20 protein-coding genes, 4 tRNA genes and 3 pseudogenes are annotated in these 24,615 nt (G+C 39.1%); 14 read left to right on the top strand and 13 right to left on the bottom strand.

Going from position 1 to position 24,615, the window contains the following annotated elements; genetic code table 11:
* Positions 1-60 precede the first annotated feature (60 nt).
* The 4 genes and pseudogenes from L5B83_RS04340 to L5B83_RS04330 all read left to right on the top strand — a co-directional run bounded on the left by L5B83_RS04340 (position 61) and on the right by L5B83_RS04330 (position 3,340).
* Complete coding sequence (locus tag L5B83_RS04340) at positions 61-1,431, top strand: hypothetical protein (RefSeq protein ID WP_265777685.1); 1,371 nt, start codon at positions 61-63, stop codon at positions 1,429-1,431.
* 43 nt (positions 1,432-1,474) lie between these two features.
* A complete protein-coding gene (locus L5B83_RS04335) occupies positions 1,475-2,290 on the top strand; it encodes a DNA adenine methylase (protein WP_265777684.1) in 816 nt (271 codons plus the stop codon).
* A 144-nt stretch (positions 2,291-2,434) separates the two neighbouring features.
* Positions 2,435-2,716, top strand: a pseudogene (locus L5B83_RS12415) (IS256 family transposase, variant Zn-binding type); the annotation flags it as partial.
* A 9-nt stretch (positions 2,717-2,725) separates the two neighbouring features.
* On the top strand, positions 2,726-3,340 hold the full coding sequence (locus L5B83_RS04330; protein ID WP_442780623.1) for an IS256 family transposase, variant Zn-binding type: 615 nt from the start codon (positions 2,726-2,728) through the stop codon (positions 3,338-3,340).
* A gap of 135 nt (positions 3,341-3,475) precedes the next feature.
* Here L5B83_RS04330 and L5B83_RS04325 read toward each other — a convergent pair whose 3' ends face one another.
* From L5B83_RS04325 to rne, 6 genes and pseudogenes are all read right to left on the bottom strand, one after another.
* Positions 3,476-4,039 (bottom strand): IS1595 family transposase, encoded by a 564-nt coding sequence (locus L5B83_RS04325; protein ID WP_265777648.1) that lies wholly within the window; start codon positions 4,037-4,039, stop codon positions 3,476-3,478.
* An 88-nt stretch (positions 4,040-4,127) separates the two neighbouring features.
* On the bottom strand, positions 4,128-5,303 hold the full coding sequence (locus L5B83_RS04320; RefSeq protein WP_265777683.1) for a phage late control D family protein: 1,176 nt from the start codon (positions 5,301-5,303) through the stop codon (positions 4,128-4,130).
* Positions 5,303-5,743 (bottom strand): phage tail protein, encoded by a 441-nt coding sequence (locus tag L5B83_RS04315; RefSeq protein WP_265777682.1) that lies wholly within the window; start codon positions 5,741-5,743, stop codon positions 5,303-5,305. The genes L5B83_RS04320 and L5B83_RS04315 overlap by 1 nt, the downstream gene beginning before the upstream one ends.
* Positions 5,744-5,764: 21 nt before the next feature.
* Positions 5,765-6,988: pseudogene (locus tag L5B83_RS04310) on the bottom strand (IS3 family transposase); the annotation flags it as partial.
* Positions 6,989-7,106: 118 nt separating this feature from the next.
* Positions 7,107-7,196, bottom strand: a tRNA-Ser gene (locus L5B83_RS04305).
* Between the two features lie 165 nt (positions 7,197-7,361).
* Entirely contained in the window at positions 7,362-10,208 is a 2,847-nt protein-coding gene (gene rne / locus L5B83_RS04300) for a ribonuclease E (protein ID WP_265777681.1), read from the bottom strand.
* Positions 10,209-10,643: 435 nt separating this feature from the next.
* On the opposite strand from rne, the gene rluC reads away from it, so the two are divergent.
* Positions 10,644-11,621: a 23S rRNA pseudouridine(955/2504/2580) synthase RluC gene (gene rluC / locus L5B83_RS04295; RefSeq protein WP_265777680.1), complete on the top strand. Its 978-nt coding sequence runs from the start codon at positions 10,644-10,646 to the stop codon at positions 11,619-11,621.
* A 62-nt stretch (positions 11,622-11,683) separates the two neighbouring features.
* Here rluC and clpX read toward each other — a convergent pair whose 3' ends face one another.
* The 4 genes from clpX to lysM form a co-directional block, all read right to left on the bottom strand.
* On the bottom strand, positions 11,684-12,916 hold the full coding sequence (clpX, locus tag L5B83_RS04290; RefSeq protein ID WP_250350841.1) for an ATP-dependent protease ATP-binding subunit ClpX: 1,233 nt from the start codon (positions 12,914-12,916) through the stop codon (positions 11,684-11,686).
* 3 nt (positions 12,917-12,919) lie between these two features.
* Positions 12,920-13,522, bottom strand: a complete 603-nt coding sequence (clpP, locus tag L5B83_RS04285; RefSeq protein ID WP_265748358.1) for an ATP-dependent Clp endopeptidase proteolytic subunit ClpP — start codon at positions 13,520-13,522, stop codon at positions 12,920-12,922.
* A 171-nt stretch (positions 13,523-13,693) separates the two neighbouring features.
* Positions 13,694-14,992 (bottom strand): trigger factor, encoded by a 1,299-nt coding sequence (gene tig, locus L5B83_RS04280; protein ID WP_265777679.1) that lies wholly within the window; start codon positions 14,990-14,992, stop codon positions 13,694-13,696.
* A 199-nt stretch (positions 14,993-15,191) separates the two neighbouring features.
* The gene (lysM, locus tag L5B83_RS04275) at positions 15,192-15,635 is read right to left on the bottom strand and encodes a peptidoglycan-binding protein LysM (protein ID WP_250350844.1); all 444 of its coding nucleotides are present in this window, start codon (positions 15,633-15,635) and stop codon (positions 15,192-15,194) included.
* 190 nt (positions 15,636-15,825) lie between these two features.
* On the opposite strand from lysM, the gene ypfJ reads away from it, so the two are divergent.
* Complete coding sequence (gene ypfJ / locus L5B83_RS04270; RefSeq protein ID WP_265777678.1) at positions 15,826-16,659, top strand: KPN_02809 family neutral zinc metallopeptidase; 834 nt, start codon at positions 15,826-15,828, stop codon at positions 16,657-16,659.
* A gap of 92 nt (positions 16,660-16,751) precedes the next feature.
* Here the strand turns inward: ypfJ and L5B83_RS04265 are convergent, their stop codons facing one another.
* Together L5B83_RS04265 and L5B83_RS04260 are read right to left on the bottom strand one after the other, a co-directional pair.
* The gene (locus L5B83_RS04265) at positions 16,752-17,564 is read right to left on the bottom strand and encodes an IS3 family transposase (protein ID WP_265778371.1); all 813 of its coding nucleotides are present in this window, start codon (positions 17,562-17,564) and stop codon (positions 16,752-16,754) included.
* Positions 17,552-17,917 (bottom strand): annotated as a pseudogene (locus L5B83_RS04260) (transposase). The gene L5B83_RS04265 and the pseudogene L5B83_RS04260 overlap by 13 nt, the downstream one beginning before the upstream one ends.
* 484 nt (positions 17,918-18,401) lie before the next feature.
* Between L5B83_RS04260 and ilvC the strand changes: the two are divergent.
* The 7 genes from ilvC (at position 18,402) to L5B83_RS04225 (ending at position 23,138) form a co-directional block, all read left to right on the top strand.
* A complete protein-coding gene (gene ilvC, locus L5B83_RS04255) occupies positions 18,402-19,883 on the top strand; it encodes a ketol-acid reductoisomerase (RefSeq protein WP_265777677.1) in 1,482 nt (493 codons plus the stop codon).
* Positions 19,884-20,127: 244 nt separating this feature from the next.
* Positions 20,128-21,246: an A/G-specific adenine glycosylase gene (gene mutY / locus L5B83_RS04250; RefSeq protein WP_265762426.1), complete on the top strand. Its 1,119-nt coding sequence runs from the start codon at positions 20,128-20,130 to the stop codon at positions 21,244-21,246.
* Positions 21,246-21,527, top strand: coding sequence for an oxidative damage protection protein (locus L5B83_RS04245; protein ID WP_250363877.1), 282 nt, complete (start codon positions 21,246-21,248; stop codon positions 21,525-21,527). The genes mutY and L5B83_RS04245 overlap by 1 nt, the downstream gene beginning before the upstream one ends.
* Positions 21,524-22,597, top strand: a complete 1,074-nt coding sequence (gene mltC / locus L5B83_RS04240; RefSeq protein ID WP_265777676.1) for a membrane-bound lytic murein transglycosylase MltC — start codon at positions 21,524-21,526, stop codon at positions 22,595-22,597. Before L5B83_RS04245 ends, mltC begins: the two co-directional genes overlap by 4 nt.
* A 156-nt stretch (positions 22,598-22,753) precedes the next feature.
* A tRNA-Phe gene (locus L5B83_RS04235) sits at positions 22,754-22,829 on the top strand.
* Between the two features lie 4 nt (positions 22,830-22,833).
* Positions 22,834-22,909 (top strand) — tRNA-Asn (locus L5B83_RS04230).
* Positions 22,910-23,061: 152 nt separating this feature from the next.
* A tRNA-Arg gene (locus L5B83_RS04225) sits at positions 23,062-23,138 on the top strand.
* Between the two features lie 122 nt (positions 23,139-23,260).
* Here the strand turns inward: L5B83_RS04225 and L5B83_RS04220 are convergent.
* Entirely contained in the window at positions 23,261-23,863 is a 603-nt protein-coding gene (locus tag L5B83_RS04220) for a YajG family lipoprotein (protein ID WP_442780622.1), read from the bottom strand.
* A 110-nt stretch (positions 23,864-23,973) separates the two neighbouring features.
* Here L5B83_RS04220 and L5B83_RS04215 point away from each other — a divergent pair, with 110 nt between their 5' ends.
* Positions 23,974-24,285, top strand: coding sequence for a BolA family protein (locus tag L5B83_RS04215; protein ID WP_265777674.1), 312 nt, complete (start codon positions 23,974-23,976; stop codon positions 24,283-24,285).
* Positions 24,286-24,615 lie beyond the last annotated feature (330 nt).

Here is a 24,615-nt window from a genome sequence, read left to right as displayed (position 1 = left end):
ATTAATCGCAAAAGAAAAATATAGTTATGATGAATCCATTCCCTAATCTAAGGAGATGATATGAGAAAAACACTTAGTATTACAAGATTATATTTAGATCCTAAAAACCCAAGACATATTCCCATTGAAAATCAAAAGGAAATTATTGAGTTTCTTATTGAAAACGAAAAAATAAAACCTCTTGCAAAAGATATTGCTGAGAAAGGATTAATTAATCCATTGGATTTGGTTGGTATTACTGAAGAAAATAAGAAAAAAATTGTTTTAGAGGGAAATAGACGTATTTGTGCATTAAAATTATTACTAAATCCATTACTAGCACCTAAAAAACATCAAAAATATTTTAATAATCTTAAACAAAAAATAGCTACTCCAATCAAAAAAATCGAAGTTCATCAATTTAAATCTAGGTTAGAAGCACAACCTTGGTTATCAACATTACATTCTGCGAGTTCAGATACAGCCAGAAAATCTTGGAGTACGGAACAACAAACTCGCTTTGAGCAAGAAGCTGATGGAAAACCTGATCATGCTGCAGCATTAACGATTTTAGAGTTTTCATTACAGAATAAGCTTATTCAGCCTGAACAATCGCAAAAAGTCATTACAACTATCACTCGTATGTTAAGTACACCTGAAGTACGAGAGGCATTTGGTATTTTAACTGGTGTTAAAGAGAGAAATATAAAAATTAATATTAAATTAGAAGAATTAAAAGAGATATTACGTCAATATTTTAATGATTTTGATAATAAAGCCCATAATATAGGTTCTCGTTCAAACAAAGAAGACCGTTTGAGATACTTAGAACACCTAAAATCTCTCGGTAAGATTCCCCCATCTCATTTGCCTGAAGAAATAGAGCTTCTTCCTGGAATGATTTCGACTACAAATAGTACGGCTATAAAAGAGCCATTGTCAAATAAGAACCAATCAAAAAATTCCACTTATAAAAAGAAACAAAATGGACTTATTGACTATGAGTTAAAAGTTCCGGTAAGTAAAATTGAATCTGTTTATTTAGAACTAAAAACAAAATTAAAAGTGAAAGAAACTCCTTATGCGGTAGCAGCATTACTTAGAGCACTAATTGAGCAAAGTTGCGATTACTTTTTAAGAAAAAACTGTAGCATACAGTTTCATGAAAATGGAAGATCTGAAAAAGTAAAGGAAAGTTCTATTTTAAGAGTTAAAATTCTTAGTATTGCACAAGAGTTAGAAAAGCTTGGACATTTAGAAAAGAAAGAGCTCTCGACTTTAATTAATGAATGTCAACCTAATAGAGATATAGGTACTCTAAGTTTACTAAATAGTGTGTTACATAATTATGCTCATAATATTACTTTTGAGCAAAGTATTGCAGCACATAATAATCTTAAACCTTTAATTATTGCGATTTGGAATAAATATCCGTGGCCAAATGAAGAATAATATTTTATAATCATCCTTAGTATATTCGTAAAAGGATTCTATAATGCATTACACCCCCTTACGTTATCCTGGTGGTAAAGCAAGATTTGCTCCAACAATAAAAGAGATTATTGAACGGAATAATTTGAATGGTCATTATGTTGAGCCCTTTGCAGGAGGTGCAGGGGTTGCACTGGATTTATTATTTAATAATTATTGTACAAATATTCATATCAATGATTTAGACTTAGCAATCTATCATTTTTGGAAATCAGTTACAGAACAAACGGAAGATTTTATTCGTTTGATCAATGATACTCGGATCACAATTGAAGAATGGCATAAACAAAAAGCGTTACTTAAAAGAGATGATCTATCTCCATTAGAACATGGTTTTGCAGCGTTTTTTCTAAACCGTACAAATCGTTCTGGTATTTTAAAAGCCGGTGTAATAGGCGGACTAAATCAAACAGGAAACTATAAGCTTGATTGTCGCTTTAATAAAATTGATTTAATTAAACGTATTGAACGTATAGGTAATTCAGCGAGCCAAATTCACGTTACCAACTACAATACTGAAACTTGGTTGTTAACGCTGGATAATTTTATACCTGCAAACTCATTAATTTATTTAGACCCTCCATATTATGAAAAAGGACAAGGACTCTATCGTAATTTTTACAAACATCAAAATCATTTATTGATCAAGGAGCAACTAGATAATGTAAAGACTCCTTGGATAGTGTCTTATGATAATCATCAAAAGATCAAATATATGTACCAACAATATCGTCAAAGTGAATATACTCTGAACTATTCAGTCAATAAGAAAATTAAAGCAACTGAAATCATTATTTACAGTGATAATCTTATTATATAGTAGTTATATTACTCCCTATCTTTATACTTTCTTCTGAGAAAAGTAGGTATAGTAGACAAAATGGTTACTAAAAAAGTGGTTGAAACCTTATAGCAAAAGGCTTTAAACCACTTTTTTGAAAATGAATAAAAAGCCTGCCCTTTCTGCCAAAATCAAAATATTAAGAAACATGGTATAAGAAATACCATCCAACGCAATAAATGTAATAGCTGTAATAAAACTTTTACCTTCCAACCTAAATTAAATTTAGCCACTGTTTGGTCAGATTATTCAGAGGGAAAACAGATTTATAAAGTCCTTGCTATAAAATATCATTGTTCAGAAAGAACGATTCAGCGATATATTGATAAAGCCCCTAAAACTAAACTAAAAACGCCAGAAAAAACTATGTTAAATCTGATTATGGATGTGACATTCTTTGGGTGAGATTTTGGTGTGTTAGTGTTGATGGGCTCATTATCAGGTAACGTGGTATACCATCAAATAGTTAAAACAGAAAAAGACGACTATTACAAAATCGCAATGAATAAATTAAGAGCAAAAGGCAATAAAATTCAAGCGATTACCTGTGATGGGCGAAGAGGGTTACTGAAAGATTTTCTCAATACGCCAACGCAGATGTGTCAATTTCATATGGTAGCGATGGTGATGAGAAAGTTAAGGAAAAATCATCAATCCGAGGCTGGAAAAGCATTAAAAGTGAGAGTGAAAACCTTAAAGAGTAGTCACAAAGCGGAATTTTATCGGCGATTACATTATTGGTATTTAGCACATCAAGCATTTTTAAATGCGCGTTCAGAAAAGGCAAATGAACGAGGTTATTTTCCTTATAAACATCAACATATTCGAGGAACTTATGCGAGTTTAAAGCGTTATGAAAAGTATTTATTTCCTTATGAGAAATATCCGGAATTAAATATAGAAAAAACAACAAATAGGATAGAAGGATTATTTAGTGAACTGAAGCGGAAATTAAATAATCACAACGGATTAACGAAAAAACGTAAAATTATGTTTATACAGAATTTTTTAAATAAAAAGAGTTGCTAATAATCTTAGAAAATAATTATTAGCAACCACTTTGTCCACTTGGTGCAGTTTTTCAAAAATCAGCAATCATTTTGTCTACTACACCGAAAAGTATAGAAAAGTTCACAATATTATTTAAGGGGCTGTCCTAGATAACTAGACTAAACTTCCTTTAACTAGTTGTTTTAAAATGGAAATTTGAGTTTTTATGTCACTGTAATTAAAACGCCATTCGCATTCCTTTAAATAAAGCTCAAAATGGGCTTTAGGAATACCATTAAATTTGCGAAAATGGCTAAATTCACTCACATCAAGCACATCATAACTACGATAAGTATCGGTGTAAACAATACTATCAGGCTTTACTTTCTCTCGAATAATAGGTAACAAGGTGGCTGATTGAGTATTCGGAACCGCAACGGTATAAACCTTGCCATTGCGTTTAAGGAGCCCGAATACCGCGATTTTCCCTGCCGCGCCACGACCACGTTTACCTGTGCGGGCACTACCAAAATAACTTTCATCGGCTTCAATTTCACCTTCAAACATTTCTAAGTGTAGGCTATTTTGATAGATGAGCAGGCGTAAACGATGAAAGTAGTATGCTGCTGTTGTTTTGTTTACATTGACCAACTCCGCAGCAGTCCTTGCTGTAATCCCTGCGACAAATAGCTCAATGAGTTTATTTTGTTTATGCTGACTTAGACGACTTTTTCTCATTGGTTCATTCTAACCTAAATAGAGTTTTTAGTCGTTATCTAGGACAGCCCCTTATTTAATTTCTTTAAAAAGTAACTGTTATTAACCGCTATTTTTCTATTTCCTCAATTTTCAACTCCAATTCCACCGAACTGGTAAACCCATTCCCCCCAATATTATGCGTTACTTTAGTAATAATCCATTCCGAGCTGTCAATCATTGATTTAAACCCTTGCACGGTTACAGGTAATTCAGGCATTAGCTCGGGGTTGCCAAGAGCAAGGTTTAGGCTAAAGGTGGCCACGCCACGTTGGATTTTATCAAAGGCTGCTTTGGCGGCATTTAAGGCAGCTGCTTCGGTTTTGTAGGTGTGGCGTAGGGTTTTCATTTGGTTTGCATCGGTTTCCACTGGTTCGCTTTGCACCAGTTGATTATATTTGCGCTTGCTTTGCCGTTGCCCTGTTACTGTGCCATCTTTGCGTGTTCTACCTTTGGTTAGGCGAGTTTTGCGTTCAATTTTGCTGTTTTTATCAAACACCACTTCACCTTTTTTGCCCGTGTCTAAATTATGCCAATAGGCACGCACGGCGGTGTAGTTATCACTTTCAACCAGTGAGAAATTAAAACTGTCGCCTGATTGTCGGGTGATGTGAATAGGCGGTAAAGGTTTATCCGTGGCGGTTTTGCCTTTACCTGCAGGCATAAATAATAGCTTGCCGTTTTTCACTGTGGCTATGGCATCATTTTCTTCCGCAAGGCGTGATAAAAGATTGATTGTGCTTTCGTTGGTTTGGTCAAGATGAGCAATAGCTTTATCTTTAAACGCCTTGTGGCATAAGGGTTCTAAGCCGTTTTCTTGCGCAATCTGTTCAATCAGTTTGCCAAAAGTCGTCTGATGAAATGACCGCTCTTTTTTGCTATGCAATGTGCCACGCATATCCGCACTTTTTGCCCGAATAGTCAGACTATCAGGCGTGCCGCTATATTGGATTTCGTCCACAATGTAGCTGCCTTTGGGGATTAGCTGCTGCCCTTTCCAACCTATCGCCACCTCAATTTTTGCACCGCGACTTGGCAACATTAATGCCCCATCGTGATCGCTAAGTTGCAAATCCAATTCATCTGCCTCAAAGCCACGGTTATCAATTAAGGTGAGTTGCATTAGGCGCTGGCTGACTGGCTGGGTGATGTCCTGCTCGCCATTTTTACTGCTCACACTGATGCGAAATTGCGGGATTTTGTGATTGGTTTCCAACATTCTTTGGTAAAATTCGTCATAGTGCATTAGCTAATCAATCCTTTCACGGCATCACCAATATCAGCTAAAAGGCTATCATCAGTGCGTTTTAACTTCATTGAGAAATCAATACGACGCGCTTTGCCATCAGCAAAAAACACCGATTGCGTTTCACTGATTTCTTCGATCACATACCAACCTAGCACCCGAAATGTTGCCCCATCAATTAATGGGTAAGGTTCGCCTTGTTCAGCAAGAGCTTCTAAGGTTGCGATGCTCATTTCGCCCCCTGTAATACTTGGCATTAGCACGCCTTGAATGGTGAGGCTTTCACTTTCTTTGCCGATAAATTGCGTTTTTGGCATTCGACCAATCACCGAGTTTGTCGGGTGTCGCCATTGGGCAGAGCGTTGTGTTTCTTGGTAAGGGATGGTTGATCGCATAAACACAAAAAAACCATAAGCCATCATTGCAAAATTTTGTAGCATTATGTGATCCTCTCTTTATCTGTAGTAATGAATATACTCGTGAATCACTTTTTCAAGCCGCTCAAACGTCTCAAACCGCTTGCCAAAGTCACATTCTATCTTCAATCGCCCAAAAAAGCTTTCCATCCCTCCATTATCAAGACAATTGCCTTTTCTCGACATACTTTGCTGAATCCCTTGTTTTTTTCAATATCTCCCGATAGCCTATCATTTGATACTGCCATCTTTGGTCGGAATGCAGTATCGGTTTTGCTCCATCTAATCGTTTTATCACCAGCCTCATCATTCTGGTTATCTGCTCAAAACTCGGGCTTCTCGCCACATCGTAAGCGATAATTTCGTTATTAAATAAGTCCTTAATTGGCGATAAATAAAGTTTGCCTTCCGCACATTTGAACTCCGTGATATCCGTTACCCACTTCTCATTCGGCGCCTTTGCCGTAAAATCCCATTGCAACAGATTATCGGCAATGTGTCCCACTTCGCCTTGGTAAGAACGATATTTTTTCCGCTTATTTTTTCCCTTTAGCCCCAAGCGTTGCATTATCGCTTGTACGCTTTTGTTGTTGATAATTAAATATTTTCTTAATTCTAAGGTAATTCGACGATAACTATAATTTCCGTCATTTTTTGCGATAAATCGCCTCTATTTGCTGTGAAATCACTACATTTTTATCAATCTTTGACTTGAGATGATAAAAGAAGGCGCTGCGTGCCAATCCGATTAACCTGAGTAACAACCCCAACGGAAAACGCGAGCGCAAGGCATTTACGATGACGGCGTTTTCTGCATTTTTTGTTGGTTGAGTTCCTGCCACTTTTTTAGTATTGCATTCTCCGCTTCTCATTTTAAAATTCGGTAACGCAAGCGCTCCTCTTCCATTTTGGGCTTCGGTGGCATTTTAGGATATTTTAGTTTCATATTTGAACGATCTTTAGGTTTAGGAAATAACCCCGCTATACCTTGTTTTTCGAAGGTTTGCAACCATTGGCTAATTATCCCAGAATTGAGGATATCAAAGTGAAAGCACGCGGTTTCAGCGTAGCATTGTCCTTTTTTAATAGCTTGAATGACCTTTAATTTAAATTCAATAGAATAACAGCGTTTTTACCTAACATAGCTAATCCATTGATTCCATTATGATTAAATGTTGCAATCCAGCGCGCTAACGTCCTTTTGGTAAGCTGAAAATAGCGGCGAGTAAGCGAACGATTTTTTCCATTTTGAAGATAAAAGTCGAGCACTTGTTGTTTGAAACTTTGAGTCTATTTCGTCATAAAAAATCTGCACCTTAATCAGTTGGTTGTTTAGTATAACTTTTGGGTGCAGATCATTCTTTAAGAGATTTTTTCAAAAATTTGATGGCGGAGGAAGTGAGATTCGAACTCACGGAGGGCGTAAACCCTCGCCGGTTTTCAAGACCGGTGCCTTCAACCACTCGACCATTCCTCCGTGATTTAAGCGAGGTGAATAATACGAATTTTGCTATACCAAGTCAAGCAGGAAAATAAAAAATTAATTTGATTGCTTTTTTTTACAGCAACTTGTTTAGCACTTAAACAAAAAACCGAGCATTAAAACAATTAATGCTCGGTTTTATTTCTACCAAAAGAAGAATTATTCTTCCGCTACTGCTTTAGTTGGCTCGGAATAAACGTGGCTAATCGCACTATGATGACCTGCCGAACCACGCCCATAAAAATAATAGCGCGACTCTTTCCATTCAACGATTGGGTAAGCCGTATTTTCACTTTCAATCGCTTTCGCTAATGTCATTTGTGCTTGGGTATGTTGAACGGCAGATACCGTACCTAAACGCCCAGTAAATTCATAAGTGCGGTCAGTTTTTTCCTCAATTTTTTCTGATTGAGGTAAATTTTCTACTGCATTTGCCGTTGGCTCCGCACTCGCTGAATTCAAACGTTGTAAAGAAGCTTGTACTTTTTTCTCCACGGATTCATTTGCCGGCTGAGTAACAAATCCTGCTAAGGGTTTAGGCTCATCAGCACTGCTTTGCACGATTAATTTCGTTGCAGGCGTGATCACTTCTGCTTCTGATTCTGCTTTATTATTTTGTTGTTCAAGCAATTCATCGACAGACAAAAATGCGTTGCCTTTATTATTGGTGAAGGCACTACTATCAATCCACACTTTTCCACTCGCTAATTCAGGCGATGCCACGGCGGAAAATAAGGGCATTGGTGATTTTTCTTCACCTTGCGATTGACGGCGACGACGAGGGTTATTCACACGTAAATGGCGTGGTAAACGGCGGCGATTATCACGCTGTTTTTCACCATTATCTGTATTTACCTCAATATCAACAACAGGGGCGACCACATTTTCTACGGGGCTTACTTCAACCATATCTTTGGGAGCAGCTTCCACTGCTATTGGATGCGTTTCCACCGTATCTGTCATTTCTGTTATTGGTGCAATAGGGGCTTGAACGTCGGCAACACGCACTTTTTTACGTAAATCACGGCGCTGACGACGTGGCTGAACCTGTTCAACCACTTCCTCAATTACCTTCGTTTCTGCAAGGTTAGTTTGGTAGTTGTCATCAATCTGTGCTTTTTTTGCCTTACGAGAGGAACGGGCCTCTTGATCTAGCGCTTTATCTTGACGCTTATCTTCCACATTACGCCCGCTTTCATTACGATTACGACGCGTGTTACGACGGTCTTGATTGCGGCGGCGGTTATTTTTATTGGAACGATTTGGCGTTTTCTTTGTTTCTTTTTCTTCCACAAAGAGCGCTTTAATTTTTGCTAAAATGCGAGAAATAAGTGAAGGTTTATTTTCCTTCTTCGCCACAGGCATTGGTGCCGGCGTTTCTATCGCGAGAGAAACTGCAGCATTTTCCAACACACTTTCTGTGGTTACTGCTGCCGTTTCAATATTACGCGTAACTAAAGATTCTTCTGCAATAAAGCTATCCTCTTTGTCTTGATGCAATTTGGCTAAATTATAACTTAGCTCATTCACATCCTCCCCTTCGCGTACTCGGAACACGCTGAAATGTGGGGTTTCCATTGCTTCATTTGGGGCAACCACAATATCTACATTATGGCGTTTTTCAATGCTACTAATGGCTTTACGTTTTTCATTTAATAGGTAAGATGCAATCTGAACAGGCACAATGGTATGTACCTGTTTGGTATTTTCTTTGATTGCCTCTTCTTCCAATAAACGCAAAATGGATAACGAAAGTGATTCATTATCACGAATTTTCCCCGTACCTTGACAACGTGGACAAATGTGGTGAGAAGATTCCCCTAAAGACGGGCTTAAGCGCTGACGGCTCATTTCCAATAGACCGAAACGAGAAATACGGCTAATTTGGATTCGCGCACGATCTTGGCGTACCGCATCACGTATGCGATTTTCCACTTCACGTTGATGACGAATTGGGGTCATATCAATAAAGTCAATCACAATTAGCCCACCTAAATCGCGCAAGCGTAATTGGCGCGCAATTTCATCTGCGGCTTCAAGATTGGTGTTGAGTGCGGTTTCTTCAATATCACCACCGCGGGTTGAACGGGCCGAGTTAATATCAATCGCCGTGAGTGCTTCTGTCACATCAATGACAATAGAGCCGCCCGATGGTAAGCGCACTTCTCGTTGAAATGCAGATTCAATTTGCGATTCAATTTGATAGTGGCTGAATAGTGGCACTTCCCCCTGATAGAGTTTGACACGATTGATAAAATCAGGACGGACTAACTTAATATGGGCTTTTGCTTTTTCGTAAATTTTTTGGTTATCAATCAAAATTTCGCCAATATCACGACGTAAGTAATCACGAATCGCGCGTACAATCACATCACTTTCTTGGTGAATTAAGAAAGGAGCAGGACGGCTTTCAGAGGCTTGCTTAATGGCTTCCCAGTGATGTAAAAGCACTTTTAAATCCCACTGTAATTCCTCAGGGGATTTGCCCACACCGGCCGTGCGTACGATTAACCCTACGCCTTCAGGCACATCAAGAGAGCTTAAGGCTTCTTTTAATTCTAAACGTTCTTCCCCTTCAATGCGGCGAGAAATTCCTCCCGCTCTGGGGTTATTTGGCATAATCACCAAATAGCTACCAGCCAAGGATACGAAAGTGGTCAGCGCAGCGCCTTTATTACCACGTTCTTCTTTGTTGACTTGAACGATGACTTCTTGCCCCTCGTGCAAAATATCACGAATATTTGGACGACCTTGATACACATAATCAGCAGGGAAGTATTCACGGGCAATTTCTTTTAAAGGTAGGAAACCGTGGCGTTCTGCACCGTAATCCACAAAGGCAGCTTCTAAGCTAGGTTCAACGCGGGTGATACGGCCTTTATAGATATTGGCCTTTTTTTGTTCGTGACCCGGATTTTCGATATCCAAGTCAAATAGGCGTTGTCCATCAACGAGGGCAACACGCAACTCCTCTTTTTGGGTTGCGTTAATTAACATTCTTTTCATTCGATTTTCTCTTATATTTTCATTTTAAATTTGTCATAAAAAACCACCGCACTTTGGCTTCGCAATCGACCTCGTGTCTGTCGCAAAATGTCATTCTCTCGACTGTCAGTTGCTGGGTGCATTGATTGCGTTATCGAAACATAATTTTCGATACAAACAAAATGATTGAAATATTATTTTGCAAGCGTGGATGATTTTTATCACTCTTAATTGTCCATTTTTCTGTTATCGCTGTAACAAAATCAAATTGGACAAATTTATTTTATAAAACAACGTCTTATGCCGTTTGCTGCGTTATTTCTAAGGTTATCTCATTTTTCCCAGTAAGCTGGCAAAAATTCGCTCTATTATCTAACGATAGGGATTTTTTAGCAAGGTAAATCCGCGTATTTATGCTATAATCCGCTCAATTTAGCAAACGATAAAATGAAACCAATGTTTAACAAAACTGATGAAAAAATTGTAAATCCTCGCGTAACAATGTTGCAGATTAGTGAAGATGAAGCAGGGCAACGCATTGATAACTATCTGTTAGCTAAGCTCAAAGGCGTGCCAAAAAGTTTAATCTATCGCATTTTACGCAAGGGTGAAGTGCGGGTGAATAAAGGGCGAATTAAGCCTGAATACAAATTGCAAAGTGGTGATATTGTGCGCGTACCGCCAGTTCGTGTGAGTGAGAAAGCCCAAGCCCCCGTATCAAAAAAACTGAATAAAGTCGCCCAATTAGAGCAACAAATTATTTTTGAAGATGAGGCTTTATTGGTACTGAATAAACCTTCTGGCATTGCAGTACACGGTGGCAGTGGATTAGATTTTGGTGTGATTGAAGCCTTGAGAGCATTACGCCCTGAAGCCCGTTTTTTAGAATTAGTACACCGCTTGGATCGTGATACCTCGGGCATTTTATTAGTAGCGAAAAAGCGTTCTGCGCTACGTCATTTGCACGAGCAACTGCGTAATAAAACCGTGCGTAAAGACTATCTTGCTTTAGTTCGTGGGCAGTGGCAATCTCATTGCAAAGCCATTAAAGCCCCATTACTGAAAAATGAATTAGCGGGTGGAGAACGAATTGTGCGTGTCAGCGAACAAGGAAAGCCCTCAGAAACCTTATTTAGTATTGAAGAACGCTATGACAACGCCACGTTAGTGAAAGCCTCTCCTGTGACAGGGCGAACGCATCAAATTCGTGTGCATACGCAATATGCAGGTCATCCCATTGCCTTGGACAGCAAATATGGGGATAAACAGTTTGACAGCCAAATGGCGGAATTAGGCTTAGAGCGGTTATTTTTACACGCCTACTCGATCCGCCTAGAACACCCAAAAACTCAAGAGACATTAACGCTCACCGCGCCACTTGAGAATGGACTCAAAGCGATTTTAAAACGCTTACGCCAACAAAAATTTAGCTAAAAATAAGTGCGGTAGAAAAAATTGAAAAATTTCTACCGCACTTTGTTTTAAGCAAATCTCACTTAAGATTTATAAATCATTTTCGGAGGTTCGTTAGCCACGACTGTATTTTCATCAATAACGACTTTTTCAAGGTTTTCGATTGATGGCAAGTCATACATTGTGTCAAGCAACAACCCTTCCACAATAGCGCGTAAACCACGCGCGCCTGTTTTACGTTCAATGGCTTTCTTCGCCATTGCGACTAAGGCTTCGTGAGTGAATTCAAGGGTTACTTCTTCAAAACCAAATAAGGCTTGATATTGCTTAGTGAGTGCGTTTTTCGGCTCGGTGAGAATTTGGATCAAGGCGTCTTCATCCAATTCCGCCAGCGGTGCAATGACAGGCAAACGTCCGATAAATTCTGGAATTAAGCCAAATTTCATTAAATCATCTGGCTCAACTTGGGTGAATAATTCCGTTAGGGTGGCTTTGTTATCCTGCCCTTTCACTTCTGCCCCAAAACCAATACTACTTCCAACGTGAACACGTTTTTCTACGATTTTCTCTAAGCCTGCAAATGCCCCTCCACAAATGAACAAGATTTTAGAGGTATCAAGACGCAGCATTTCTTGCTGTGGATGTTTACGTCCGCCTTGTGGTGGAATAGACGCAACGGTGCCTTCAATTAATTTAAGCAAGGCTTGTTGCACGCCTTCGCCAGATACGTCGCGGGTGATTGAGGCATTTTCTGATTTACGGGTGATTTTATCAATTTCATCAATGTAAATGATGCCTTTTTCTGCTTTTTCGATGTCATAATCACAGTTTTGCAATAATTTTTGCAACACGTTTTCGACATCTTCTCCCACATATCCAGCCTCAGTTAAGGTGGTGGCATCAGCCATTGCAAAAGGCACATTCAAGGTTCTTGCTAAGGTTTCCGCGAGCAACGTTTTGCCGCTTCCTGTTGGTCCAATCAGCAAAATATTACTTTTACCTAATTCAACTTCATCAGATTTATACCCGACTTGTTGGCGTTTATAATGATTATATACCGCTACCGCAAGCACTTTTTTCGCATAATCTTGCCCGATCACATAATCGTCCAAGTGCGCGCGAATTTGGTGTGGAGTTGGTAATTCTGTGGTTTTATTCGCCTCTGCTTGCTCTTGCTTTTCTGCATCAACAAGCAAATTATGACAAAGCTCAATACATTCATTACAAATTGCGCCGTCTTCTCCTGCGATCAATTTTTGTACTTCACTGCGTTCTTTGCCACACATTGAGCAATGTGGCTGTTTTTCTGTTGTCATCGCTTATTCCGTTTCTCTTTTTACTAGTACTTCATCAATTAAACCGTATAATTTTGCCTGTTCTGCTGACATAAAATTATCACGATCCGTATCTTGTTCTACTTTCTCAAAAGGCTGTCCTGTGTGGAATGCTAATCTTTCATTCAGCGTACGCTTAATTTTTAAGATTTCTTGTGCGTGAATATGAATGTCAGAAGCTTGTCCACGGTACCCGCCTAAAGGCTGGTGAATCATCACGCGGGCATTTGGCAATGCGGCACGTTTACCCGGTGCGCCCCCAGCTAATAAAAATGCGCCCATTGAGCAAGCTTGTCCAATACATAGGGTACGCACATCCGGTTTAATAAATTGCATAGTGTCATAAATTGCCATTCCTGCCGTCACTACGCCGCCGGGTGAGTTGATATAAAGACTAATATCTTTATCTGGGTTTTCTGATTCTAAAAACAGCAGTTGGGCCACGATTAAATTGGCCATATTGTCTTCAACTTGACCGCTTAGAAAAATAATACGCTCTTTTAATAAACGTGAGTAAATATCGTAAGAACGTTCGCCACGTGCGGTTTGTTCAACCACCATAGGAATTAAAGCCATCGTATTCTCCATCGGTTTTCCTTTTGTATCAAAGAGTTATAAAAATTATAGTAAATTGAATTTAACCCATTGCCTTACACTGAATTAAGTTCAATCCACTTGATGTGGTGAATTATATAACAAAAGTGCGGTCATTTTTGTGAAAAAAACGACCGCACTTTGAAATCAATGAGTTACAGCAAATTATGCTTGTGGATTCATTACTTCATCAAATGATGCTGGTTTTTCAGTTACCTGTGCTTTCGCTAATACGGCATCAATTGCTTGATCTTCTAAAACAACGTTACGAATATTGTTCATTAATTCTTTGTTGTTTTTATAATATTCCACCACTTCTGATGGTTGTTCGTAAGCAGATGCAATATCTTGAATCATTGCGTCAGCGCGCGCTTCGTCTGCTTTTAATTCATTTGATGCAATCACTTCAGAAAGTAATAAACCAACTTGAACGCGACGTTTTGCTTGCTCTTCAAATAATTCACGTGGTAATTGTGCCGCTTGTTGCTGATTTCCACCAAAACGTTGTGCCGCTTGCTGACGTAAAACCTCAATCTCTTGCTCAACCGCAGCCGCAGGAACATCAATTGGGTTTTGTTCAATTAACCCTTCAATAACTTGGTTTTTCACGCGTGCAGTTAAGGCGTTTTTCAACTCACGTTGCATATTTTTGGCAATTTCTGTGCGTAAATCTGCCACAGTTTTGGTATTTGGACCAAATTTCGCTACAAATTCATCCGTTAATTCTGGTAATACCATCACTTCTACTTTTTTCAACGTAATAGCAAATTTTGCCGCTTTACCTTTTAAGTTTTCGGCGTGATATTCTTCTGGGAAGGTAACATCAATATCAAATTGCTCACCCGCTTTATGACCAATAATGCCTTCTTCAAAGCCTGGGATCATTCGACCTTGTCCCATTGCTAATACGAAATCAGTCGCTTTTCCGCCCTCAAATTCTTCACCATCAACGGTACCAACAAAGTCGATTGTGACACGATCATCTGCTTTTGCTGGCTCTTGGGTTTCTTCCCAGGTTGCTTGCTGTTTGCGTAACACATCAACCATTTTATCAATGTCTGCTTCGCTGATTTCAACAACCGGTTTTTCTACTTTAATTTGCTCTAAACCTTTCAACTCCACTTCTGGATACACTTCAAAGGTTGCTGTGAAAACAAGATCTTTACCCGCTTCAAACTGTTCAACGTTGAAACTTGGACGACCAGCAAGATTTACTTTGCTATCAACAAGTACATTGAAGAAGTGTTTCTGTAATAAATCACCTAATACATCTTGACGCACAGATGCCCCAAAACGTTTTTCAATAATATGTGGGGGAACTTTACCTTTACGGAAACCATCCACGCGTGCATTTTTTGCTACGCGTTTTAATTCTTCACGCACCGCTTGATCTACGGTTTCAGCAGGAACGGTGATAGCGACACGACGCTCAAGACCTTGAGTTGTTTCAATATTAAATGACATTATGTTACCTCAAAATGAATTTGCACTCGGCGAATACTAACACCGAACACGTTAGTAAATAAAAGTTAAAAAGACATCAAATTATAGCGATACAACGCTCGCCCGTCGAGATATTGAGAAATAAAAAACCACAACTGGCTATTTTTTACACTAAAAAAAAAGAAAAGCCTTACAAAATAAGGCTTTTGCGTTACTGTTATTAAAGTGATTTTGGTAAACGAATTTTCTGTCCTGGGAAGATCTTATCCGCATCTTTGATCACTTCTTTGTTTGCCTCAACAATGGCAGTGTATTTTGCACCATTCCCATAGGTTTTTTCTGCAATTTTCCAAAGGGTATCGCCTTTTTGGATCACATAAAACTCTTCATCAGTAGCTAAACGTTCACCGTTCTCAATCGCGACCCCTTCGACATTCACCGAATTAATGCCTACCACATTGCCCGCCATTAAAATGGCTTTTTCCAATGCTTCTGCTGATGTGGCATTGCCTTCAATTTTCGCCACCCCCTCTTCGACTTTGACAGAAAGATTTTCCACGCCCGGATTATCTTCTGCAATGTGTTTTTCCACGGCTTCAGAGGCATCTTCTTCTTTTGAGAAAAGTTTTCGACCGATGTCACCAACAAAATCAAATAAACCCATTTTTTGCTCCTTATTTATAAAACATTGAGTTCGGCTGCTAACCTTACCCAATTCATCTTCATAAGTCTATATGCCTTCTATAAATAATCTTGATCTTTACATTAATTGAAAATTCTTCGCAAAAAAAGCACCGCACTTTTCTTTCTTTTATACTAAAATAGCCGCCAATTTTAGTTATTAAGGAAAAATTATGCGTTGGCAAGGTCGTAGAGAAAGTTCTAATGTGGAAGACAGAAGAAGTGCAAGGGGCAGTTTCGGCGGTGGTAAAAAAACGGGCGTACTCGGCTTTATTATTTTACTGGTTGGTGCTTATTATGGTGTTGATTTATCAGGGCTTGTTGGCACACCTGATTTTGGCAGCCAAACTCACCAAATGACAGTGAACAGCCAAGAAGAGCAAGAACTAAACAGCCTTTCTCGCGTGGTATTAGCGGATACAGAAACGGTGTGGAGTAATTATTTCGCGCAAAAAAATCAGCGTTATGCCCCACCTATTATGGTGCTGTATAACGGTGCAACGTCCACTGCTTGCGGTACAGGACAATCTGCAATGGGACCATTTTATTGTCCTAACGATCATCGTGTTTATTTGGATTTGTCGTTTTATCGTGATATGAAACATCAACTCGGGGCGGAAGGAGAATCCGCTTTCGCCTATGTCATCGCACACGAAGTCGGACATCATATCCAAAACTTACTTGGCATTTTGCCGAAAGTACATCGTGCGCAACAAAGCCTTAGCCAATCGCAAGCGAATCAGCTTTCCGTTAAGTTAGAATTACAGGCAGACTGTTTTGCTGGTGTATGGGCTAATCAAGCAGCAAAAACGGGGTTATTTGAAGCAGGTGACTTAGAAAAAGCCTTCCGTGCCGCTGAGGCAGTAGGGGACGATCGCTTACAAAAACGCTCACAAGGCTATGCCGTACCAGACAGCTTTACCCACGGCACCTCAGCACAGCGTTTAACGTGGTTTAAACGCGGTTTACAAACAGGTCAGCCAAGTCAATGTAACACGTTTAATTAATGGGCGAATAAAGAGAGATTAAGTGCGGTAGAAAAATTAAACATTTTACACCGCTGATCTGCCCTCCCCAAAAAGTTGAACAGGTTGTTAAACTATAAATACTGAGTTCTGTATCGAACAGGGCTCAGTCCTTTTGAAGCCATTTTAATACGTTTTTGGTTGTCATACACCACAGATTCCTCAAGTTCAGCTTGCAATTCCGCTATCGACGCATAGTTATGCGTATAAAAACACTCGGATTTCAAAATCGCAAAGAAACGCTCAATCACCGCATTATCATAGCAATTCCCGCGTCGGCTCATACTCAGTATCGCGCCCCTCTCCAGCATTTTTCGCCAAGCGTTTGTACGATAAAGAACGCCTTGGTCACTGTGAATAATGGGGCAATCCATCGCACTTAATTGGCTTAACCTTTGTTCCAGCATCTTTTTTACTAAGGGAAAGTTGGGGCGCCTTGCAAACTGATAGGCGATAATTTCTCGATTCGCCAAATCCATTAATGCGGAAAAATACAGCTTCTCCCGCCCAATATGAAATTCGGTCACATCCGTCACCCATTTCTGATTAAGTTTTGTCGCTGTAAAATCACGATTCAGCACATTTGGTATAATCAATGAAGTTTTGCTTCGTTTTCCAAGCTTTTTCTTGAGAACAATTGACTGAATTTGCAACGCCCTCATTAATTTCAGTACGATTTTATGATTCAACGTAACCCCGATTTGACGTAATTTGAACGTTAAAGGGCGGTAGCCATCTCGCTGTTTACTCTCTTGATACAGCGAGAATATTGCCGCTTTTTCTACCGAGTAATCGCGCTTAACTTCTTGATAATAAAAGGTAGAACGCGCCATTTTCGCCGCTTTTAGTAAATCATTTAACGTATACTTTTGCTTTAGATTGTGAATGGTGGCTCTTTTTTCTGCCGTCGTTTTTGCCGGTCTAATTTCTCCAACTTTTTTAAATAAGCAATCTCTGCACGGGCGAGAGCCAGCTCACGTTGCAATTTTTTAACGGCTTTAGGGGATAAATCTGTGGGTTCAGGAATTTTCATCTCTTTTTTCTTCATTTTGGGCTTAACTCTTTTAGGTTGAATAAAAGGTGATTTTACCCCCTCTAAGCCTCTTTCGTGAAAGGCTTTTAACTATTTAATCACAAGAGAATGAGAAATCTGATAACGTTTAGTCACTTCTCGGATACCCACATCCTGTTCGGTGACTTGTTTGATAATTTCTAAACGGAATTGATAGGTATAGGACATAATCTGCACCTCAAATTAGGTGTCCAGTTTTTGGGGGGCAGATCATCTTCTTTACAATTTGCTTTGTTTTACAATTGAAATTGTTTTTAGCCGCATTATCTAAATAGGTTTCTCACATAAGTGCGGTAAAAAATGTGTAAATTTTACCCCGCACTTAGTAAATAATAAACTGATCTTAATATGGATAAGCGTAGTTAACCGAAGACGTTCAGTGTATTTTGGCATTGCGTTGTATATTTAGGTAAGTATCGCTAGCACAAACTCTTCTGACATAACAAGTGATTAACATAATAAAAAATCTTTATTAAAAAGCACAAGGCATATGGTAGATTTTAAGATTTGCTTCTGGTAGGTATTATTCGTTTATTTTGTTGCAATATATGCAATATTTAATTTTAATAATATCAATTTACGCAATGTAAAGAAACGGTATAATTCCACCACAATAAGTAACAAACACAATATCTCAACATAAGGATACAAAATGGCTAATTATTTCAATACATTAAACTTACGCCAACAATTAGATCAATTAGGTCGTTGTCGTTTTATGGATCGCGAAGAATTTTCTGATGAAGCGAATTTCTTAAAAGGTAAGAAAATTGTTATCGTTGGGTGCGGTGCGCAAGGCTTAAACCAAGGGTTAAATATGCGTGATTCTGGTTTAGATATCAGTTATGCGTTACGCCCAGAAGCCATTGCAGAAAAACGTGCGTCTTTCCAACGCGCCACTGAAAATGGGTTTAATGTTGGGACTTATCAAGAACTGATTCCAAGTGCCGATTTAGTGATTAATTTAACGCCTGATAAACAGCATAGTAAAGTGATCGCCGATGTGATGGGATTAATGAAAGAAGGTGCGGCACTAGGGTATTCTCACGGGTTAAACATTGTTGAAGTGGGCGAGCAAATTCGTCCAGACATTACCGTTGTGATGGTTGCGCCTAAATGCCCGGGGACGGAAGTGCGTGAAGAATATAAACGTGGTTTTGGTGTACCAACGCTTATTGCCGTTCACCCTGAAAACGATCCAAAAGGTGAAGGTATGGCGATCGCAAAAGCTTGGGCTGCGGCGACAGGTGGACATCGTGCCGGTGTATTGGAATCTTCCTTTGTCGCAGAAGTGAAATCTGATTTAATGGGAGAACAAACCATTCTTTGCGGTATGTTACAAGCAGGGTCAATTCTTTGTTATGATAAATTAGTGGCCGACGGTAAAGATCCTGCTTATGCTGGGAAATTAGTGCAATATGGCTGGGAAACCATCACCGAAGCCTTAAAACAAGGTGGCATCACACTTATGATGGATCGTCTATCCAACAGCGCTAAATTACGTGCCTTTGAACTTTCAGAAGAAATTAAACAAGAGTTGGATTTCTTATTCAAGAAACATATGGACGATATTATCAGCGGTGAATTTTCCCGTGTGATGATGGAAGATTGGGCAAATGGCGATGCTAATCTATTAAAATGGCGTGAAGAAACAGGAAAAACCGCCTTTGAAAATGCACCAAAAGCAGAAGGAATCAAAATCAGCGAACAAGAATATTTTGATAACGGTGTATTAATGGTTGCAATGGTAAAAGCTGGTGTGGAGTTGGCGTTCGATACGATGGTTTCAGCGGGCATCTTTGAGGAATCTGCTTATTATGAATCCTTACACGAATTACCATTAATCGCAAACACCATTGCACGTAAACGCTTATATGAAATGAATGTGGTTATTTCAGATACGGCAGAATATGGAAACTACCTCTTTGCCAATGTTGCAGCACCAATTTTAGCGAAAACAGTAATGCAACATTTACAACGTGGTGATTTGGGTGAACCAACCCCAACCGTAGAAATTGACAATATCACCTTACGTGATGTGAATGATGCGATCCGCAACCACCCAATTGAGTTAATCGGTCAAGAATTGCGTGGTTATATGACAGATATGAAACGCATTTCTTCACAAGGATAAGTCGTTGCTTGAACTAGAAAGCCAGCATAATTGCTGGCTTTTTTCTCGTTCTTTAAAGTAAAAAAATAGACATTGATGTGAGCAAAGTGGTGTGGAAAGAGCGCCTTCCTCTTATTCAATGTAGCAAGATAGATTGCGATGGGTATGGTTGGTTTTATTACACTTAATTCTTACAATCTTTTTTTGCAAGATAAATTTTGCCTATGATACACTTCGTTTTTTGATTCTTTTATCTATTATATTTATGCTATTAGCTCAATCTTCCACCACATCTCCTTTTGCAAAATCTGTGCTTACTTGGTATGAGCAATTTGGACGGAAGCATTTACCTTGGCAGCAAAATAAAACCCTTTATGGTGTATGGTTGTCAGAGGTGATGTTGCAACAAACCCAAGTTGCCACTGTGATTCCCTATTTTGAACGCTTTATGCAAACTTTTCCCACGATTACTGCGCTGGCGAATGCGCCTCTTGATGAAGTATTACATTTGTGGACAGGCTTAGGTTATTACGCAAGAGCAAGAAATTTGCACCAATCAGCACAATATATTCGAGATCATTATCAAGGTAATTTTCCCACAGAATTTGAACAAGTGCAGGCATTAAAAGGGATTGGGCGTAGTACTGCGGGGGCGATTTTATCTTCTTGTTTAAATGCCCCTTACCCGATTTTAGACGGTAATGTGAAACGGGTATTATCACGTTATTTTACCGTGCAAGGTTGGGCTGGAGAGAAGAAAGTAGAAAGTCAGCTTTGGCAGTTAAGTGCAGAAGTTACACCAAAACAGCGTGTGGCGGATTTTAATCAAGCGATGATGGATATTGGCGCAATGGTTTGTACACGCACAAAACCCAAATGCGAACTTTGTCCTTTAGCTACAAAGTGCGGTGCAAATTTACAACAAAATTGGCAAGCTTATCCAGCTAAAAAGCCGAAAAAAACCTTACCTGAGCGACAAAGTTATTTTTTGATTTGGCAAGAACAGGGAAAAGTTGTCTTAGAACAGCGTGAAAAATCAGGATTATGGGGCGGTTTGTATTGTTTTCCGCAATTTGATAGTAAGCAGGATTTACTGGCGTATTTAGCCCGTCAAAATGTGGCTTTTTACCAAGAATGGCCGGCTTTTCGTCATACGTTTAGCCACTTTCATTTAATGATTCATCCTATTTATGTGAAACAGGAATATCGGGGTGAGGATAGCAATCGCTCTGATTGGAAAAAGGTGGGTGAAAATCACGGGAAGTATGAATCTTCTATACAAAGTGCGGTCAAATATTGGTATGATCCGCAAAATCCAGATCAAATTGGGCTGGCAACGCCAGTTAAAAATCTTTTATTACAGTTAGCAAAAGGAAAAGAATAATGGCAAGAACGGTATTTTGTGCCTATTTAAAACAAGAGGCAGATGGCTTAGATTTTCAACTCTATCCGGGGGAGTTAGGTAAACGTATTTTTGATCATATCAGTAAACAAGCGTGGGGCGAGTGGATGAAAAAGCAAACTATGCTCGTTAATGAGAAGAAATTAAATATGATGAATGCCGAACATCGTCAATTATTAGAACAAGAAATGGTGAACTTTTTGTTTGAAGGCAAAGAGGTTCACATTGAAGGTTATGTTCCACCAGCAGAAAAAACACTATGAAAAAATATGTTGTTGCGTTGATTATTCCTTTTTTATTTGCTTGTAGTGGCTCAAGCCATAAAAGGATTGATTATGATGAAGCCTTTGCAAAAGATACACAAGGGCTAGATATTTTAACTGGACAATTTTCCCATAATATTGATCAAATTTGGGGCGTTAATGAGTTATTGGTTGCTAGCCGTAAAGATTATGTGAAATATACGGATAGTTATTATACGCGTAGCCACGTGAGTTTTGATGAAGGGAGCATTACGGTTGAAACATTAAGTGATGTAAATCGCTTACATAATGCCATTGTACATACATTATTAATGGGATCTGATGCTAAAGGCATTGATCTATTTGCTTCTGGTGATGTACCGATTAGCTCACGTCCATTCCTCTTAGGGCAGGTTGTGGATAATTTGGGTGGACAAATTACGAATGTAACGACAGCAAGTAATTTTGCCAATTATTTATTGCAAAATAAATTACAGACGCGTCGTTTGAGTAATGGCAGAATCGTGCAATTTGTGGTGATTCCAATGATTGCGAACCACGTTGCAGTGCGCGCGCAAAAATATTTACCTATGGTACGTCGTGCTGCAAGACGTTATAACCTCGATGAGAGTTTAATCCTCGGCATTATGCAAACAGAATCAAGTTTTAACCCTTATGCAATTAGCTATGCCAATGCCGTGGGATTAATGCAAGTTGTGCCACATACGGCAGGACGTGATGTATTCCAAATGAAAGGGCGTGGTGGGCAACCATCAAAAAGTTATTTATTTGATCCTGAAAAGAATATTGATACAGGCGCGTCTTATTTATGGTTATTACAAAATAAATATTTAGATGGCATTACCAATCCAACATCTAAACGTTTTGCAATGATCTCAGCTTATAACAGTGGTGCTGGCGCAGTATTACGCGTGTTTCACGAAGATAAAGAGATGGCAATTGAACAGATTAATCGCTTGTATCCTGAGCAAGTGTACCGTATTTTAACGACGGCACATCCTTCTTCACAGGCAAGAAATTATCTCATTAAGGTGGATAAAGCACAAAAAAGTTATCGTGTTAGACGATGAGCATTAAAAGTGGTTTTGTTTTTTTACACAATTTTTGCTGTATTTCTATGCGTTTCGTCTGTTAAATATTCAAACGGATAAAAAAATGTAAAAAAGTTAAAATTAATGATTGACTTACCGCGGTAAAAATCGTTTAATACGCACCACTGATGCGTTGCCTCGATAGCTCAGTCGGTAGAGCAGGGGATTGAAAATCCCCGTGTCGGTGGTTCGATTCCGCCTCGAGGCACCACTATTCCTCCTTAGTTCAGTCGGTAGAACGGTGGACTGTTAATCCATATGTCGCTGGTTCAAGTCCAGCAGGAGGAGCCAAATTCTTAATAGCCGCTAATGAAAATTAGCGGCTTTTTCATATCTAATTACCCTCTCTTTTCTGATTAAAAATTAACAAAATTAACACCGCACTTTATTTCTCAGTATTTGCTTTTCATCATCACCTATTTATGCGAAACTGAATCACAAAAGAACGTGTAGCTTAGCAGGATAGAGCAGTCCCCTCCTAAGGGACAGGTCGGCGGTTCGACTCCGCCCACGTTCGCCATTTTAGGTAATAAAAAACCTTGCGTTAGTTTGCAAGGTTTTCTTTTATTGCGGCTTCACTTTGCAATAAGTGAAAACCAGCTAGGCTGTGTTATTTCAAAATAAAGCAAGATAGCCATCACATTAATTGGAATAGCGATTAATCGCATTAGCGATGTCTTGATCTTGATAAATACTTTTCACGGTTTCTTGCAAGGCTTGGGTTAGCACCTTCTGGATATTTTCATTACTGGCTTTGAACGCCCCTTCTTGGGTTCTTGATGAACCAATATTTTTATTAAATTGTCCTTTTGCACCCTGTACTTGAACGCTAAGTTGTACATTTGCTGTGATTTTGTAACGCAAATTGCCCTGATCTATATCGGCATAGAATTTATTGATATTCACAATGACGTTGGTGTTGGATTGAGCCGGTGTTGCCGCAATGCGGAAACCTTTGGCATTTAAATCTTGTTTGATGACTTGATCGAAAAGCGCGGTTGGCGTTGGTTTGGCAAAGAGTTTAAATATTTTTTCATTATAAACATAGCTCGATACTTCAGGTTGTTGGCGCACATCGCGGGTTAAAATGTTTAGCACCGCCTGTTGATTTGCGGCATTGAATTGTACACTTGGGCTAGGTGGGGTAAACGTGAGCGTGTTACTGGGCTGAGATTGGCAAGCAGATAATAGCACGGCACTTGAAAATAAGCTGATGAGAGAGAGTTTGGTAAAACGCATAGTCATTTCCTCGCGAATAAAAAAGATACGGCTATTCTTGCAAACTTCAGTATGAATGTATAGTCTTTGCAAAAGCAAATTTTTATTGTGTTAGTTTATAAAAGAAGGAAAGGATAATGGGTGTTCAACAAGTTTTAGAACAAAAAATTTCGCAAAAATTTGCACCGCACTTTTTGCATATTGAAAATGAAAGCCATATGCACAGTTCGTGGCGTGGTGCAGATTCGCATTTTAAAGTGGTGTTAGTGAGCGATGAATTTAATGGGGTGAGAAAGGTCGCGCGCCATCAAATGTTGTATCAGTTATTAGCAGAAGAATTGAAACAGGGTATCCACGCATTAGCACTACATACTTATACATTAGATGAATGGCACGCGTTGGAACAGCAGTTCCCAAAATCGCCAAATTGTTTAGGTGTCGGGCAATAAACAAGCTACCTCATACGAGGTAAGATTAGCTAACAGGTTTTTGCAAAATTTGATTTTCCACAAGAACAGAGCGGTTTTTTTGCGAAAAAGCAGGAAAAACTGTTTGTCAAAGTGGAATGAAAGTTATTATTTAGTTAAAATGAACTGCTAATTTTTATCAAAATTTTAACGTATATTGCGCGTTTAGTTTTATGCGCGGTATAAAATCTAAACAGAATTTGAGTTTTAAATTTATGTGGTTGGAGTGGATATTATGACGATGTTTTTTGCATTCATCGTTGATAATTAAGCAAAAATCATTACTCAAGACGAGGTTATCGCATTGCGTTT

The sequence above is a fragment of the Avibacterium sp. 21-599 genome (assembly GCF_026226765.1).
GTDB lineage: Bacteria > Pseudomonadota > Gammaproteobacteria > Enterobacterales > Pasteurellaceae > Avibacterium.
This window is presented reverse-complemented; position numbering and strand designations above follow the sequence as displayed.